Below are 17,494 nucleotides of genomic sequence, written 5' to 3' on the forward strand. Positions count from 1 at the left end.
GGGGATTAGGGATTGGGGATTGGTAATTAGAAAGATCCCTGCTTGAAGTTCTTTTTCGTGGAGCGGCGTTCCGAGCACCGCTAACATAAGGGTATGCGGGGACTCACGAAACGCGACCAGGAGAATGTGACAAATAGCTACATATAGAGAAGTTATGGAGGTGGTGGGCGATCGCCATTCCTGATGTTGTTTTATTTAGTAAAAGGGACTGAGGGCTAGTGCCGCGCGGACTGGGGATTGGGTTAAATTAATTAGTGATTTGGTGTTATAATCAAACTCGTGAACATAGCTGATTTCACATCAGCGCCATACCTCTGCAACAAAGGCTTCACAAAAAATATTTAGATTGGAAGTAACTTTAGAGATATTTCCATAGAGCAAAATGTTACACAAAGAACCTCGCGATCGCGATAGCTTATCAAATCACATTTCATTAACTCCTTCTGCTGAAAAACCCCATCATCCTGCACCTTGGCAAAGGGCAGCTATGAATTTATCGCTGGTGTTGCTAGGTTCTGGTATGACACTTGCAGGGGGCTATTTAGCTTCCAACTACCAGCAAATGTCCCAGAACGCGTCTAATTTAGCTGTCACCCCTGTAAATGCTGCCCCACCAATACCAACAAGTACAGATCCAAACTTTGTGACAAATGTTGTCCAAAAGGTTGGCCCTGCCGTGGTGCGAATTGATTCTTCTCGCACAGTTACAACCCGGTTGCCGGAGGAATTTAACGACCCGTTTTTCCGCCGCTTCTTTGGACGACAAATGCCGTTACCACGAGGAAACCGGGTAGAACGGGGTACTGGTTCCGGCTTTATCATCGATGGTGATGGTCGTATTCTCACCAATGCTCACGTAGTTGATGGTGCAGATACCGTGAAAGTCACACTCAAAGATGGACGCAGCTTTCAAGGTAAAGTGCTGGGTAAAGATGAGTTGACCGATGTTGCGGTTGTGAAGATTGAGGCAAATAACTTGCCAATGGTAAAATTAGGTAATTCAGACCAGCTGCAACCAGGACAATGGGCGATCGCTATTGGTAATCCTCTTGGTTTAGATAATACCGTGACTACGGGGATTATTAGTGGTACTGGACGCAATAGCAGTCTAATTGGTGCTGGCGATAGACGAGTAGATTATATTCAGACAGATGCAGCCATTAATCCTGGTAACTCCGGCGGTCCCTTACTTAATGACCGTGGCGAAGTGATTGGCATGAATACAGCCATTATCCAGGGGGCACAAGGATTAGGCTTTGCCATTCCCATCAAAACAGCCCAACGTATTGCAGATCAACTCATTACCACAGGCAAAGCCCAACATCCTTATCTAGGAATTCAAATGGTAGGCTTGACGCCTGAGTTAAAGCAAAACATTAACTCAGATCCCAACAGCAATTTGAGTGTGAATGAAGATAAAGGCGTGTTAGTCGTGAAAGTCATGCCTAATTCACCAGCCGCTAAGGCAGGTATACGTGCTGGTGATGTAATTCAAAAACTGAACGGTCAAACAGTTACAGATGCTAGCAGTGTACAAAAGGCAGTAAATGATAACCCAATTGGCGCAGAGTTACGCATAGAATTACGCCGCCAAGGTCAAAACCTCAACTTAGCCGTGCAATCGGGTGCTTTTCCAACTGCAATGCAATAGATCTAAAGCGGGACTGGGGACTAGGGTGTGTTTTCAAAGTATCAGTTTTGTCATGCTGTAGGCGTAGCCTTCCCGTAGGGTACGAAGCGACAGCGTAGTGAAGCATCTCTATAACCCTGATTTTTACGAGATTCTACTCTGCCTTGAGCCGCTGCGCGTCTACGCTCCATTTCATTTCGCACCCTGCGGGAAGCCGCACCAAGCGTCTACAGAATGACATTTAGGAGTTTGAAAACACGCCCTAGGGGGGATCTAAGAGTTTGAAAACACGCCCTAAGGATTAGGAATTAATAAATCTTATATTGCCCAATCCCCAATCCCCAATCCCCGATACCCAGTACGCAATTCATTCCTGAACCAATAACAATTGGAAGAATTATTATTGCAAAGATTGGATTCTTCTCCAGAAGGCAATCATCCTGAGAATCCAATAGAATAGCAGAACAAATATGAATTTAACTCCAGCCAAGCTGTGAGGTGTTTAAATTATCTGTTTTGGCAGGGTTTACAGAAAAGGCTAGAATTCCCTTTGGGGTTAGAGAGTGAAGCATAGAAGGATTGACCTGCTTCCCCAAAGTAAACAAAAATACAAATCATAACGCTTCTTAAAAAATTGCTACCAAGATCAACTAGCTCATGTAAAATACTAAACCAAACGCAGAGATTGCAATCAGCATAGGGACTACACTACTGAATTCAAATTGTCTTGTCTTGCAAGTTTTTACCAAATACATGGGAATAACTAAGGGCCACAAAATAGTTGCGATCGCAAACATCACCCAAGATAAAAAATTCTCTTCTGGAGAAGAAACTGGATGGCGGAGAGAAAATCTTAACCAATTGATACAAAAATAGCAGGTCATCAGCAGGTAACTAATAACCAAAGCCGATTGAATCTTGTTCACTGTAGGTACTCCTTAAGTTATCTGAGATTCAGCAAAATGACCTGTATAAATTGATTGCAGAGTGTAAATCAATTTATTTTAGATGTAAAAAACAATACTGTACTGTCATATTGGTTACTTCATCTCCTAATATTAATTTATTTGTAGATATAAATGTTAATAGAATTGCGAAGATAGAGAAATCAGTACTTATACCGAATTTATCCCGAGCGGGATTAGACTGGAAATTATACCAAACTATTTATAACTAGGTTGCTTGACTGTAGACTAGTTTTAAAACAAATTTTCAAATTTAACAGTGTACTACAAGTTTATAATGCACTAAACATAAAGGCTTTCAAAAAAACAAATTAATATATAAAAGTACATATAAATAAGAATATAGCTAACACTATATTAATGTATGTTTTAAAAAACACTAGCGTTTTAAACGTCGCCCATCAGTTAGTCGGCGACTCGATAGCAAACCAGTAACGACATGGTATTTCAGAGAGCGTAACACCGTGGATAAAATCGGCGCTGCCACTCATCTGTATCTGCCATGCAGCATCACTTGAAACTGTTAATATCAGATTTACAATCTACTGCCGTAGAAGCAATTCATGAATTGCTTCTACAAAATTCATACCTCGTCAGACTCTCCAAACTCCGCTTTGGTGATGCCAATTGCCAAAGCAGCTAGCCAAATTGCCGATCTTTGGCATCAGTCCTCAGATGGAATTTGATGATGGCTACCTGGAGTTATTTGATTTGGGCGATCGCGCAAGTGAGGGCGATCGCGTTATGGAAGTGATGGAAACCTGTTTCCGCGCCGAATTTCTCTACCGCGTCGATGAAATCATCATCTTTTAGTAACAGATGAATACTCTCAGTTGGTGGTGCAAGTTGTGGAGTAGTCAGCCAGGGTCAAGTAGCTAGGAACATATTCTATATCACATCTAAAATTCTTCCATTAGATAGGTGCTAAATTTTAAACTTGTGCTGTTTACACTAGCATATTTCTAGAGAATTAAACAAAATTATATTCCTATTTGAGTAATAAAAACAGAGAAACTGATAGCTACCAAATTTTTGGTTTATATCAGTGTCTTTGATTTTTATATAAGCAAATAAAATCAATGAACTTGACTATAGTCAATTTTACTAGACAATATCTACACATTGATTGTATAAAGCATATCTATATTATCGTATTTATGTACTTAGTTTTATTACTCAAGTCTTTAGAGTGACTTGAATCTAGTAAAATTGAAAGCCCAAAAAAATATACAAAGTATATATTAATGAAAACTAGTAATCAGGGTAGTAGTTATTAAAACTTTAGATTCAAAAATCTCAATGCTTGTAAAAAAATATCACCGGATAATTACTTATATAAAGCTTTGCTTAATCACTTCAAATCCTTATATGCAATACACACATATGCTTTCTTAAGCATACAAGCATGATGTTAATAACATATTGCTTAAATTTGAGAAACATTTAATACAAATAATTAGAGATAAACACGATAATTGGGAAATTTGGTAACTAAAAATAAGCAGAAAATGATTTTTGTGATAATCTGAATCTTGTTGAGAACTTGCTTCTCTAAGAACTTAAATATAAAGACTCAGATACTATCTGTTTTTGAAAAGTAATTTGATTTTCAATTCCCAGGGTGTGGAGTGTTAATGTCTACCAAATCTTATTTTACCGACCTGAATTATCCGGGTTGGCAGTTACCTCAGATTTTACTGTCTAAGCCAAAATCTATTAGTGATCTGCAAAAAGTAGACTCACGAAAACCTGACGTTCCCATTTACTATAAGCCTCAGAAACCTTCTAATTTGTGGTGTCTGCTTCATAAATTCTTAACTTGGCTGACGGTCTACAATTACTTCAATAACAACACAGATTTAGTAACAACACTTATAAATAAACAAGGCAATCTATTAACCATTGTCTGGGATTGCTGCTATACTAATTTTTGAATAAAGTCAGCAAGACCATGATTTCCGCAAAAATAGTAGCTTTGATGATTCGGCTATTAACAACAACTAAAGCTACTAATTCATAAGTGTTAAAAAATTATTTTGATGACATCGGCAGTCATTTTAGTGCTTGCCATTGACTTTTTTAAGCTTTATGGGAATTATGCCCATATATATGCTTTGTGGTTATAACTGCTAGCAGCACATCGAGTTTCAGGCTATTTTTGTTTACCTGAGTTTTCAAATTTAATTAAATAAGTGATTGTTCATGCATGGAGTTGGACTTTGATGGTCTTTGAGATCTCAGTTCTTCTAACGTAACCTTCTTTGTGTGTGTTTGCGCTATACATACAGCCAGGAAGGCCGAATTGCAGAGAAGTTATCACTAAAATTAGAAGCCTTAGATCCGAATAGAAAAATTTTACTATTTTGCTTGGTTTGGGTGATATTGAAAAGTCGAGGTTTTGAGAAATATACATTTGAGTGTATGTGCTTGCTTCGCACGCACTCTATGACAGGATCAACCAAGCAAGATTTCTCTCTAATTTATTTACACATAAAACCCAGGAGAAGCATCCAGAAAACTTTTTATTTTCATGCGAATTGACTATATTTTCTCTGCTTTAAGATTGGTTGTTCTACCAAGCCCGATGCTTGTGTAGATTGCGCTGGAGGTTTGTATTATTATGAATTTATCAATCAGATTTTCTCACTTCATACAAAAGTCTATTAACACTTTATTGTGTCAATTGTTGAAGCTGAGAAACCGCCATTTTTTAATTGTTGATATTATTGTTTTTCTCTTCACACCATCGTTAGCGCTGTTTTTGCGTTTAGATGGCAATCTTGTTTTGGAATCATACAAACCAGATTTAGCAAATGCCACAATACTATTTTTAGTAGTAAAACTAAGTGTATTTTGGAGTTTTGGTTTTTATAGGCGTTATTGGCGTTATGCAAGCATTGAGGAACTGACATACATTTCCATGCTAGTAACGGCTACAGTTGTTGTCCAAACTCTGTTATTTAATTTTCTTGAATATATACCGTATGTTGCTTTAGAAAAGCTGCCAAGATCGCTGCCGTTTATTGATGGATTGCTTTCATGTATTTTCATTGGGGCGCTGCGTTTCAGTGTGAGGGCTGTGGAAAGAATCTACCAAGGGCGTGCATCATTCAATTCACGGGAACGAATATTGGTAGTTGGTGCTGGTAGTGCAGGCGTTTCCCTTGTGCAAGAAATGCAAAGAAATCCCCAACTAGGTTTTTATCCTGTTGCCTTTATTGACGACGATCCCCGAAAATTAAACGCACGCATTCGCGGCATACCTGTAGTTGGCGATCGCCACACAATTCCTGATGCCATACATTCACTGCAAATTCATAAAGTCATCATTGCGATGCCGACAGTTGCAGGACGAGTTATTCGGGAAATTGTCGATATTTGCAAAAGAACAGGAACTCATACTTGCACTTTACCTGGCATACATGAAATCCTCAATGGCCGTGTACGCCTAGATAGCATTCGGGATGTACGCATTGAGGATTTGCTCAGACGCGAACCCGTACAGACAGATATTGAGCGAGTTTCCCAATTTCTCAAAGGCAAGAAAGCACTAATTACCGGCGCAGGCGGATCGATTGGTAGCGAACTTTGCCGTCAAATTTGCAAGTGCCGCCCAGCTGAAATGATGCTAATAGGGCACGGTGAGAATTCTGTATTCGTTATCCAGCAAGAATTAGAACAACTGATACAAGTGCTGAAAGAAGATGGGAAAGCACAACGATATACCCCGCGTATTTATGCCTTCATTGGCGATATTCGCTATCGCCATCGCTTAAAACACGCCTTTGAACGATTCCAACCAGATGTAATTTTTCATGCCGCAGCCCATAAGCACGTTCCTTTGATGGAATTAAACCCACCAGAAGCAATTACTAATAACGTGCTGGGAACAAAAAATTTACTGGATTTGGCATTGCAATACAACGTTAAACATTTCGTGATGATTTCCACAGATAAGGCAGTTAATCCCACCAATGTCATGGGTGCCAGCAAGAGAGTCGCCGAAATGTTGGTACTGCAAGCCGCTCAAAAAAGTGGTTTGCCTTATGTTGCAGTACGTTTTGGTAATGTTTTGGGTAGCCGAGGTAGCGTGGTTCCTACTTTCCAAAAACAAATTGCTGTAGGCGGCCCGATCACAGTTACCCATCCCGAAATCTGTCGTTATTTCATGACCATTCCGGAAGCAGTGCAACTAGTTTTACAAGCTGCAGTACTTGGTCGCACTGGCGAAGTATTAATGCTAAACATGGGCAAACCAGTAAAAATTGTTGACTTAGCTAAAGAACTAATTCGCCTTTCTGGATACGAAGTCAACAAAGATATTGATATTGTATTCACTGGTTTGCGACCGGGAGAAAAGTTGTTTGAGGAATTATTTATTAAAGGAGAGGAATACGAACCAACCGAACACGAAAAATTGTTGGTTGTGAAAAACGCTAGTCGAATTATTCCTCAAAGTCTGAATATGATAGTCGAGGCTTTGTGTCAAGCAGCAATCAAAAATGATGGAAATTCTATCCTGTTTTTACTTGAACAAATAGTGCCAGGATATCAACCCAAATACTTAGGAAATAATGGGAGCAGTGCGTCAACAAATAGTGATAAATTGGCAACTTCAAATGAAAATACATTGGCAAAAATGAAGCCTACAGGAGTATAAATCGGTAGTTAGACTACCACGATAAATCCCAAAAAAAGCATGGATACTACCGAGCTTTCAAGAAAGCATTGAGGCATTTGGGAAGAAAATCAGACCAATAAAGGTATATGCAAAAAACTCAGCCATTAACACTACGTCGTAACTTTTCTTGGACATTTATTGGTAATGCTGTATATGCAGCTTGCCAGTGGGGAATGCTGGTAGTGCTGGCTAAACTCGGTAGTCCGGAGATGGTTGGACAGTTCTCTTTAGGTTTTGCGGTGACTGCTCCCGTAGTCATGTTTACAAATCTCCAATTGCGACAGGTGCAAGCAACAGATGCTAAACAACAGTATCTATTTGGGGATTATCTTGCTCTTCGGCTAATTGCAACCGGATTGGCACTTCTCATCATTGCCGGGATTGCTTTTTCAAAGATATATCCTTGGGAAACGGCACTGGTTATCTTACTTGTCGGCTTAGCTAAAGCTGTGGAATCAGTGAGTGATGTATTTCATGGACTCTTTCAGCATCGTGAACGCATGGATCGTATTGCAATATCGATGATGCTCAAAGGTCCTATGTCATTACTTCTTTTGGTGATAGGAGTCTATGTATCAGGAAGCGTGGCTTGGGGTGTAATCGGATTGATTTGTGCTGGAACGATTGTTCTGATTGCCTACGACATTCCTCGCACAGCATTGCTGCTTAGTCATCCTTCTCCTATTCTTCAGAGTCAGGAACTCCAAAAAACTCAGCTGGCAGATACTCTGAAACCTCGTTGGCATTTAAGAAAGCTAGGAAAGCTAGCTTGGCTGACCTTGCCATTGGGTTTGGGAATGATGCTAGTTTCGCTGAACAGTAATATTCCAAATTATCTAATTGAGAATTACTTAGGAGGGTGGGAGTTAGGTATTTTCGCTGCGATCGCTTATCTGATGGAGATAGGTAACAGGGTTGTAATAGCTTTGGGAGAATCAGCAGTCGCAAGATTGGCGCAATATTATGCAGCAGGTAAAAGCATTTTATTTCTTCGGCTTCTCTTCAAGTTGGTAGGAATTGGTGCGCTACTGGGTGGTACAGGGGTTTTAGTATCCCTGATTGCAGGGAAGCAAGTTCTGACCTTTATTTATCGACCCGAATATGCTCAATATACGAACTTACTAGTTTGGTTGGCGATCGCTGCTGGGATTCGATATATGGCAAACTTTTTAGGTTATGGCATGACAGCAGCCAGATATTTCCGAATCCAAATGCCTTTATTTGGTTTTGTGACTGTCATCTTAGCTGTAGCAAGCCTTTGGTTATTACCAAAAGTGGGTTTGATCGGAGGTGCGATCGCACTATTGCTGGCTGCGATCGCTCAAGGAGTTATTAGTTTGGCAGCTATTTACCATGCATTGTTTGCGCTTAACAAGCGTACAAGCAAGATATGAGAATTATGACAAATCTGGAAATTAATTGGTTAGCTATATCAATTGCTCTCACAACTGCTACTCAACTACGATTACCCGGCATTCCTGTTGGAGTAGGTGAAATAGTACTACTTTTATGGATGCTATCTGTAGGTATTAGGATATTGCTTCATCGAAGTTATTTAATAACATCTGTTGCGAAGATAGTTATCTTTTTTTGGATAGCTGTCTTCACTTGCCTTACCTTGGGTATGCTTGTAGCTTATTTTATGGATGTCTTAGATCCAGGGCCTTTACGAGATTTGTTTGCTTTTGTATTTGCATCTCTTTTTTCTATTTTATTTATCATTTCAATATCGTCTCAAAAAGACAAACAAATTATTCATCAAATACTTTCACGTTTTATTAAATTCACAATTTTTGTTCAAGCTATATTATTCTTCATTCCTGTACGTATTCCATTTTTTCAAACTTGGTATGAATCTACGCGATTTCAGGGTTGGTCGAATAATCCTAATCAGCTTGCTTTTTTATCTACAGCAATTCCTTTTTTCTCTTTATATTTATATAAAATAACCAAAGAAAAGCATGAAAAAAAATGGTATACTTTAAGCATTTTTTTGGCTTTCATGATTGGTTCTGGAACGCAAAGCGATTCACTTAGTTTTGGTTGGTACATAGCAATCTTCTTCCTATTTTGTTCATATATATATCGAACTCTTACAAATTATGCTAAAACTCATTTTCGTGGTTTTATTGTTGTAATTTTCAAACAGATAACTTTATTGATAATGCTGTTGATAGGTTTAATATCAGCATTTATTTTTTCTGAAAAAATAAATGCTATTGCCAGTGAAGTCTACGATAGTAATTCTCAAGGTGAAGATCGACTGAAGTTATGGGCAAATGGTATTGATTCTATATCTCGTTCACCCCTATTTGGTCTTGGCCCTGGTGCTCATTCAGGTGAAAGAGAGCCAATTTTCTATGTTCAAGAAGCGCATAATGCATTTATCGACTGGACGGCAAGTTCTGGAATTATCGGGCTAATATGCTATCTTACTCTTCTGTTTTGGGTAGGTTGGAAAGCTTGGAAAAAAGGCTATATCTCTCTAGTTGCTGCCTTGATATCCGTAGTAGGATACACTACCTTTGCCTATATGTTGCGCCATATTATTTTGTGGTTCTATGTGCTGACAATCTTAGAATTTAGCACACACTCAAAAAATCATCAGCGATTCTCAAAGAACTATTAGATTTCTTAAAACAATGATTTAAATTTTCTCAAAAATAATTCATTTCATTTAGTAAAAAAGCATTTGTAATTCAATCAACAGGATTTAGAAAGATGATGGCTTCTGTGAGTGTAATCATTCCATGCTACCGTAGCTCTGGTACAGTACGTAGAGCAGTTGATTCTGTAGCCAAGCAAACTCTTCGACCTGCCGAAGTTATTCTTGTTGATGATGGCAGTGGAGACGATACGCTTAGGGTTTTACAGCAGTTGCAGGATGATTATGGCAAAGACTGGATTAAGGTTATTGCTCTAGAAAAAAACTGTGGTGTCTCAGTTGCTCGAAATGTTGCTTGGGATATAGCATCTCATGACTATATTGCCTTTCTTGATTCTGATGATGCTTGGCATCCAGAAAAGATTGCCCGTCAGTATGCGTGGATGGTTAAACATCCTGAAATTATGCTATCTGGACATCATAGTTTAGTTAATAAACCAGACGTTCGATTAAACCATGAAACCATATCAGAAAATATAGAAGCTAATTTTATCTCCAAAAATAAACTTCTATTTTCTAATGTTTTTTGCACATCTTCTGTTATGATGAAGCGTAGTATTAAAGAACGCTTTTGTCCTTCCCTAAAATACTGTCAAGATTATTTACTTTGGCTGGAAATTGTATTGAATGGTAATCAATCTGCTGTTCTCAACTTCCGCGCTACCTATAGCTTTAAGTCTCCATTTGGAGAGAGTGGGTTAACAAAAAATCTTTTGAATCTGAAAGCAGATATATCAGATATCTATAGGAGACTTTGGAAATCTGGATATATCAATTTGTTTGAGTGGAGCATATTATCTATTTGGTCTTTGGCAAAACATTACAGGCGAGTATATATCTGCCACCAAGATAAACAAATATTAAGTACTTAATTCACTTAGAACTAATAAATTTCCACCTTTGAAAATTAAGTGGTGAACTATGAAAAGCCTCTTAATCGTCACAACCATTCCGGCGACACTCCGTGCCTTCTTTATTCCTATTACCCATCATTTTCAGTCTCAAGGCTGGCGGGTTGATGGCATGGCTAAGGAAATCTCAGCTAGTCCTGAATGCTTAAAGGCATTCAATCAAGTCTGGGATGTGGAGTTATCGCGCAATCCTCTCAAGCCACAGAACCTCATGGTTGCATTACAACAAATCCAGAAGGTAGTGGAAAAAGAGAAGTACGATCTAGTACTTGTCTCTACGCCAGTAGCTGCTTTTGTAACCCGGTTTGCTCTGAATGGTTTGAGAAAGCAGGGAAAACTGAAAATTGTTTACACCGCTCAAGGCTTCCACTTCTATCGCGGGGGTGCAGCAGCTAGAAACGCTATATTCCTTACATTAGAGAAGCTGGCTGGGCAATGGACTGACTATCTTGTAGTAGTGAATCGTGAGGATGAAGAGGCTGCAAAGCGCTATCATCTCGTTCCAGATGAACGAGTCCGCTACATACCAGGAACAGGATTAAATGTCGCTCGCTTCAACCCTAATGCTATTCCTGAAGCTGAGGTAGTACGGGTACGCCAAGAGTTGGGAATACCGATAGAAGCACCTCTTTTTTTGTCAGTCGCTGAGTTTATTGCTCGCAAGCGTCCTTGGGATATCTTAAAAGCATTTGCTCGGTTAGAGCGAACTGATGCACATTTGGCTTTTGCTGGAACTGGATTATTGTTCGATGAGATGCAGCAGTTAGCATCTCGGTTAGATATTCAAGATAGAGTGCATTTTCTTGGGCTTCGCAAAGATATTCCAGTTCTGATGTTAGCTTCTACTGCAACAATACTTGCTTCCGATCAGGAAGGGCTTCCCAATTGTGTCATGGAGTCATTGTGCATGGGAACTCCAGCGATTGGTACAGAGATTCGTGGAACCAAGGACTTGCTAGAAGGAGGCTGTGGCATCCTTGTCAAGGTAGGAGATGTTGAGGGATTTACTCGAGCAATGTCTTGGATGCTAGATCATCCAGAAGAAACTAAGTCTATGGGCAAATGCGGACAGGAACAGATAGTTCCTTATAAGCTGGAACATATCTTACAGCAATACCAGGCTTTGTTTGCTGAAGTTTTACAGAAGTAAGTTTGCAGTTTCATTTCTGAATCAAGCATTTTTGATCTAGAGGTTAATTTGATAAATGTCACACAAAAGAAGATTCAACATCAATCTTCTTTACAAAATTAAATTTTTGTTATTTCTAGTTTTAGGCTTGCTCACCATATTGGTTTTCCAATGCATCAAGGTGAAACCAGCGGTTAAAGTCAATCTGCCAACAGTAGCTTTTGATGTTATTTATTCTAATGCTGATGAAGGTATTTCCAATATCGAATTAGCAGTTAATTTGAATGCTGTTACTCAGCAAAATGACAAACAAACCATGTTTGATGTTGTCAAAGATTTCCATGCCAAGGCAGATGGAATAACTGATGATACCAAAGCCATACAGGCAGCAGTAGATAATGTTTATCAGCAAGGAGGAGGGACAATTGTATTTCCTCCTGGGACTTATGTCCTAACATCCGTAAATATTAGAGAAAACATTACCTATCAGGGATATGGAGCCACTATTAAAAGACCTCCTAGGCAGGGTAAATGGACAAGAACTTTTACAACTGAAAATAATTTGTATGGAGGAGAGACAGATTCAAAACCTTTAATCATTAAAGGATTCACCTTCGATGGCAATAGCAAAAATCAAGGTGCGTACAAAAATTACGAGTTGGAACAAGCACATTTTATATTTTTGATGGGAAATCCCAAATTTCCAGGAAAATTACAGGCAATTATTGAAGACTGTACTTTCAAAAATGGAGTTGCGGATGGTATTTCTGTCTACACAAATGTAGATGTAAAAGTTGCCAACTGTGAAGCTATAGATGTCTTTCGTGGTGGTTTTGTTTTAACGGGTGGGTATTCATCTGCCGAAGTTTATAATCTGACCACAAGAGGCAAGATTGATAATACAGGACTTGATATAGAGGTTGATAGTAAAGGTTATGGAAATAGCTTTCAGGTTGATATAAAACTTGAAAATATTAATTTGATTGATGGTGATTTTGATATAAGTGTTGAAGAAGGTTCGAGAGTTGTAGGAAATAACATTATCTCTGATGCTCCTTTCTTACTTTTCAGTCGCAATTCACAAATGCAATTTACTAATTGCAAGTTTAAAATAGGTGCAAATGATGAAATCACAAACAGAATTTTATTTCCTTATAATGTCTCATTTGAGAAATGTGAATTTTACGCTACAAGAAAAATAACTGAAAAAAAATACAGTTTTTTTAGCGTAGCTGATGTCTGGTGGCAACATCCAAGTTATGAGAAACAGAATAACCAATTACTAGTTTATAAAGACTGCTACTTTAGGGTAGATAGTAATATTAAATCTGGAGATAAAACCTACGCAATTTACTTGAGAGAAGATTCAAAAACTAATAACAATCAACTCATCATTGATGGTGGATTTATATCACCAGATTTTGATGCTGCTATTGCTAGCGAAACTCAGGGAATAGTAGAAAAAAATCTCACAAATCCAGATTACTTGGTGATTAGCTCATCAGGTGAAAATTCATAATTTTCAATCAATGAGAATGAATGTATTATTGAGGAGATTTATCTATGGGTGCAATACATACCAATAAAAAGTTACAACTTCTCATCAAGGAAATTGCAGATAGAGTAGTAGCTGCCATTGCTTTGTTAATTTTCTCTCCTGTAATACTGATAGTGGCGATCGCAATTTATTTCCGCATGGGTCAGCCAGTTATTTTTACTCAACCCCGTCCCGGAAAGAATTCTTATATTTTTACCTTCTACAAGTTTCGCACTATGACTAATGATTGCGACGCCCAAGGAAATCTTCTTCCTGATGAAAAACGCCTCACGTCCTTTGGTAAATTTCTTCGTAAAACCAGTTTAGATGAACTAACTCAACTATGGAACGTACTTAGAGGAGACATGAGTTTCGTTGGCCCTCGTCCTTTATTAGTCAGATATCTTGACCGTTACACCCCTGAACAAGCACGCCGCCACGAAGTCAAACCAGGTATCACGGGTTTAACTCAGGTCAAAGGCCGCAACTCCCTTAGTTGGGAAGAAAAATTCAAATTAGATGTATGGTACATCGATAATTGGAGTTTGTGGTTAGATTTAAAAATTCTTTTCTTGACTGTGTTTAAAGTTTTGCAACAAGAAGGAATTAGTCAAGAAGGATACGCTACAGCTGAAGAATTTATAGGTCAAATGAAAGAAAATTAGCTACTTCATATAGTAATCCTATTTAATGTGGAAGCTTTCTTTTGCCCTGTAGTATTCACTAATGTAGAACACAAAGATAATCCACAACCATTTAAATAGGATTACTAGAGCAGTTTATTTTATTAGAACATTAAACTTCAAAATGGAGCTTTAAAATGGATGTTAATATCATTGATTTGTCAAATCCACTGTGGCTAGAAACACTACAAAGAATACGCCATGATATCTATCATATACCTGAATATTTGTATGTAGAATCAATAAGAACAAATACAATTCCACAAGCCATTTTAATAAGAGAAAATCAAAAAATCTTGTTCCTGCCCTATTTATTGCGTAATTGCAATAGTTTATTTGTTGATAATTTTAATACTGCTGATGTTTTTGATGCTTTATCACCTTATGGTTATGGTGGTTTTTTGTTGAGTGATTCTGCAATGAATAGTGATGATTTTAAAACAAATGCTCTCAATCAACTCCAAGATATATTCCATAACAATCATATTTGTTCTGTGTTTTTGCGGCTTCATCCCATACTTAATAATGGCTGTGAAGAAAAATTTTCTCCTAACGTGTGCCAAGCGACTGGAGTGACAGTATCTGTAGATTTAATGCTGTCTGAGGCAGAAATTTGGCAGCAAACTCGACCAGAACACCGAAATCATATAAATCGCTGTAAACGTGCTGGATTTAATGCACATATTGTTCTATTTGATCAATCTAGCATAGATGACTTTATTGGAGTCTATTATGAAACTATGGAGCGGGTAAATGCAAAAGAGACTTATTTTTTTGACTACGAATATTTTGTTGGTTTAACTAATTTATCTTCAAAAATATATTTAGGTTTTGTAGAGTTAGATCGCAAACTTGCTTGTGCTGGAATTTTCACAGAATGCTGTGGAATTGTGCAATACCATCTTGGGGGCACAAAAAACGAGTTTTTAAAACAAGCACCAAGCAAACTCATGTTTGATTATGTTAGATACTGGGCTAAAGAACGCGGCAATCAGATATTCCATCTTGGCGGTGGACTTGGTGCAGCCCAAGATAGTCTCTATCATTTTAAGGCAGGCTTTTCTAAGCAAAGACACCAATTTTTAACACTGCGTCTGATTGTAGACGAAGAAAGATATCTTCATTTAGTGAATTTGAGAGCAAAAACGTTAAAAACTCAGCCAGAAACCCTTCTCAATTCTAATTTTTTTCCGGCATATCGTGCCCTTACCTAAGAACCAGAAAATAGAGAGATTTTCCACTCAATTTAAACATAGGATTATATTTATGAATAAGCGTGTATTATTAGTAGCTAAATTTCTAGACTCTAGTGGTGTAACAACTCACATGTTCAACCTTGCTAGAGGACTCGCGTCTTTGGGCTGGAATGTGGCTATAGCGAGTGGTGGACAAGCTGGAGAACATTCCTATGGGCCGAAAACTTTTGAATCAAATGGAATACCTCACTTGGATGTTCCTTTCCCCCGCCTTTCTTTCAGTGTTGGGGATTTCATCCGTGCTGGCAAATCTTATCTCAAAATGGACGCTGTTGTCCGTAAATTTAATCCCGATATTATTCATGTACATTATCGGTCAACCAGCCCCTATGTACGTGCAATTCAATTACAGCATCAAATACCTTTTGTCACCACGATTCATATTGAAGGTCTACCTGATAGCTTTTTGCACAAAATTACTACTTTTTGGGGAGACAGATGTATCTCAATTAGTGCTGATACTAGTAAATACTTGATTCATAATTTGTCAGTTTCACCCTCGAAAATTCGACTTGTATACAACGGAGTAGATGATTCTTATTTTCGTCCACCAACAGAAGCAGAACGTTGTCATGCCCGCCAAAAATGGAACCTTGGTCAAGAAGACAAAGTAGTTTCCATTGTTGCACGTCTTGAACACACGAAAGGACATGATATCCTAATCAAAGCATTGGCTTTACTGCGAGCTAAAGGTTGTGATGTTATTGCTCTAGTTGCTGGGGAAGGAAGCATGAAAAAAGCCTTTGTTCAGCAAGCTGCGACAGCTGGTGTAAGTGATTTGGTGCGCTTCATCGGACATACAGACAGTCGAGAAGTATTTTGGGCATCAGATGTGTCAGTGTTACCAAGTCGAGTGGAAGGATTTGGACTAGTTACGGTTGAATCGATGCTTTGTAGAGTCGTGCCTGTGCGAACACCAGCAGCAGGTGCCTACGAACAGATTGAAGATGGTAATAATGGCTTTATTGTGCTATTTGAGGATTATGAAGCCTTAGCAATGCGATTGCAACAATTGTTGGCTGATAAAGGACTCAGAAATAAGATGGCAGAAGCTGCTTTGTTAACTGCAAAAAATAAATTTACCCAAAAAACTATGCTGGAAAAAACAATTGCAGTATATAAGGAAGTTTTACCATAAATAATTTATGTAGAGATGAACTAAGTTTGGTACACTAGCAAATTTTTGAGTCTTTAAAAAAGCACTTTCAAATCACATAAGGAACTGTAGGACTGTATAAATGATCAGCAATAAGGAAGTCTATAGGGATATAGAATTTGATTACTGGGCACATTCGGAAAATTTGTCACCCCAAGAAAAATTTTTGATCGAAACATATTTAGATAAAAATGGCAAAACTCTTGAAGCCGGGACAGCAGGAGGTAGAATCCTCTTCGGAATGCAAAACTTAGGTTTTACTTCACTTTATGGCTTTGATTACGTAGCTGAATTCATTGAGGAAGCAAGAAAAAAAGACACTACAGGTAGTATCTGCTTTTCTGTTGAAGATGCAACTGCATTAAACTATAAAGACTGTGAATTTGATCAATTAGTTTATCTTGAGCAAATAATATCTTCTATTGAGGATGAAATAGGAAGATTGAATGCTTTTAAGGAAGCTTACCGTATTCTTAGGAAAGGTGGTACAGCAATTTTTTCATTTCTAAATTTTCATGATAGAGTTAAAAATCCTTTTTACAACCTCTATTTAAGATATATAAAACTTTTAAGAATTATTTATAAATCTCAACAAACAATTCAATATATTCCCAGATTAAAGCTGTGTGGTAAACCTAATTTAAACGCACTTCTTGATCAACAACCTTATATGTATTGGTATAAGGTTGAAGAAATATACAAACTTGCGACAGAAGTTAATTTTGAAATAGTTGCACTTGGTTCAGGTTTTGAGGTTAATCAAGAAATTCTACATGTTTCATTAGGAACTTTAAATCAGGATATGCTTCAAGGAATGCTATATTTAGTATGTAAAAAATGATTCAAATTAGCATTTAAAAAATTAGCAGTTTGGATAATAA

Annotated in this window: 13 protein-coding genes; 12 read left to right on the plus strand and 1 reads right to left on the minus strand. The window is 38.0% G+C overall.

Translation table 11 applies throughout. The annotated features are described in order from the left end of the window. Positions 1-382 precede the first annotated feature (382 nt). The gene (locus FIS9605_RS0105910) at positions 383-1,651 is read left to right on the plus strand and encodes an HhoA/HhoB/HtrA family serine endopeptidase (protein ID WP_026731759.1); all 1,269 of its coding nucleotides are present in this window, start codon (positions 383-385) and stop codon (positions 1,649-1,651) included. 629 nt (positions 1,652-2,280) lie between these two features. Here FIS9605_RS0105910 and FIS9605_RS0105915 read toward each other — a convergent pair. After that, positions 2,281-2,556, minus strand: coding sequence for a hypothetical protein (locus tag FIS9605_RS0105915; RefSeq protein WP_026731760.1), 276 nt, complete (start codon positions 2,554-2,556; stop codon positions 2,281-2,283). A 666-nt stretch (positions 2,557-3,222) separates the two neighbouring features. Here FIS9605_RS0105915 and FIS9605_RS0105920 point away from each other — a divergent pair. The 11 genes from FIS9605_RS0105920 to FIS9605_RS0105975 all read left to right on the plus strand — a co-directional run bounded on the left by FIS9605_RS0105920 (position 3,223) and on the right by FIS9605_RS0105975 (position 17,454). Further along, a complete protein-coding gene (locus FIS9605_RS0105920; RefSeq protein ID WP_026731761.1) occupies positions 3,223-3,408 on the plus strand; it encodes a hypothetical protein in 186 nt (61 codons plus the stop codon). Between the two features lie 1,807 nt (positions 3,409-5,215). Continuing rightward, positions 5,216-7,255 carry a polysaccharide biosynthesis protein gene (locus FIS9605_RS0105930; protein WP_026731763.1) on the plus strand — a complete coding sequence of 680 codons (2,040 nt, stop codon included), beginning with the start codon at positions 5,216-5,218 and terminating at the stop codon, positions 7,253-7,255. Positions 7,256-7,362: 107 nt separating this feature from the next. Continuing rightward, positions 7,363-8,670, plus strand: coding sequence for a lipopolysaccharide biosynthesis protein (locus tag FIS9605_RS0105935; RefSeq protein WP_026731764.1), 1,308 nt, complete (start codon positions 7,363-7,365; stop codon positions 8,668-8,670). Between the two features lie 5 nt (positions 8,671-8,675). Then, positions 8,676-9,905, plus strand: coding sequence for an O-antigen ligase family protein (locus FIS9605_RS0105940; RefSeq protein WP_197036003.1), 1,230 nt, complete (start codon positions 8,676-8,678; stop codon positions 9,903-9,905). 92 nt (positions 9,906-9,997) lie between these two features. Continuing rightward, complete coding sequence (locus FIS9605_RS0105945) at positions 9,998-10,813, plus strand: glycosyltransferase family 2 protein (RefSeq protein WP_026731766.1); 816 nt, start codon at positions 9,998-10,000, stop codon at positions 10,811-10,813. A gap of 49 nt (positions 10,814-10,862) precedes the next feature. Continuing rightward, a complete protein-coding gene (locus tag FIS9605_RS0105950) occupies positions 10,863-12,002 on the plus strand; it encodes a glycosyltransferase (RefSeq protein ID WP_026731767.1) in 1,140 nt (379 codons plus the stop codon). A 160-nt stretch (positions 12,003-12,162) separates the two neighbouring features. After that, a complete protein-coding gene (locus FIS9605_RS0105955) occupies positions 12,163-13,500 on the plus strand; it encodes a glycosyl hydrolase family 28-related protein (RefSeq protein ID WP_197036004.1) in 1,338 nt (445 codons plus the stop codon). Positions 13,501-13,544: 44 nt separating this feature from the next. After that, on the plus strand, positions 13,545-14,183 hold the full coding sequence (locus tag FIS9605_RS0105960; RefSeq protein WP_026731769.1) for a sugar transferase: 639 nt from the start codon (positions 13,545-13,547) through the stop codon (positions 14,181-14,183). A 155-nt stretch (positions 14,184-14,338) separates the two neighbouring features. After that, entirely contained in the window at positions 14,339-15,415 is a 1,077-nt protein-coding gene (locus FIS9605_RS0105965) for a hypothetical protein (protein ID WP_026731770.1), read from the plus strand. Between the two features lie 52 nt (positions 15,416-15,467). Continuing rightward, positions 15,468-16,595, plus strand: coding sequence for a glycosyltransferase family 4 protein (locus FIS9605_RS0105970; protein ID WP_026731771.1), 1,128 nt, complete (start codon positions 15,468-15,470; stop codon positions 16,593-16,595). 100 nt (positions 16,596-16,695) lie between these two features. Next, the gene (locus FIS9605_RS0105975) at positions 16,696-17,454 is read left to right on the plus strand and encodes a class I SAM-dependent methyltransferase (RefSeq protein ID WP_026731772.1); all 759 of its coding nucleotides are present in this window, start codon (positions 16,696-16,698) and stop codon (positions 17,452-17,454) included. Positions 17,455-17,494: the final 40 nt, after the last annotated feature.

The organism is Fischerella sp. PCC 9605, assembly GCF_000517105.1.
Classification (GTDB): Bacteria; Cyanobacteriota; Cyanobacteriia; order Cyanobacteriales; family Nostocaceae; genus PCC9605.

Excerpts from the sequence above, each read along its gene's own strand:
- FIS9605_RS0105975 (WP_026731772.1), top strand. The coding sequence starts at position 16,696 with ATGATCAGCAATAAGGAAGTCTATAGGGATATAGAATTTGATTACTGG.
- FIS9605_RS0105910 (WP_026731759.1), top strand. The coding sequence starts at position 383 with ATGTTACACAAAGAACCTCGCGATCGCGATAGCTTATCAAATCACATT.
- FIS9605_RS0105945 (WP_026731766.1), top strand. The coding sequence starts at position 9,998 with ATGATGGCTTCTGTGAGTGTAATCATTCCATGCTACCGTAGCTCTGGT.
- FIS9605_RS0105950 (WP_026731767.1), top strand. The coding sequence starts at position 10,863 with ATGAAAAGCCTCTTAATCGTCACAACCATTCCGGCGACACTCCGTGCC.
- FIS9605_RS0105935 (WP_026731764.1), top strand. The coding sequence starts at position 7,363 with ATGCAAAAAACTCAGCCATTAACACTACGTCGTAACTTTTCTTGGACA.
- FIS9605_RS0105970 (WP_026731771.1), top strand. The coding sequence starts at position 15,468 with ATGAATAAGCGTGTATTATTAGTAGCTAAATTTCTAGACTCTAGTGGT.
- FIS9605_RS0105930 (WP_026731763.1), top strand. The coding sequence starts at position 5,216 with ATGAATTTATCAATCAGATTTTCTCACTTCATACAAAAGTCTATTAAC.
- FIS9605_RS0105960 (WP_026731769.1), top strand. The coding sequence starts at position 13,545 with ATGGGTGCAATACATACCAATAAAAAGTTACAACTTCTCATCAAGGAA.
- FIS9605_RS0105940 (WP_197036003.1), top strand. The coding sequence starts at position 8,676 with ATGACAAATCTGGAAATTAATTGGTTAGCTATATCAATTGCTCTCACA.
- FIS9605_RS0105965 (WP_026731770.1), top strand. The coding sequence starts at position 14,339 with ATGGATGTTAATATCATTGATTTGTCAAATCCACTGTGGCTAGAAACA.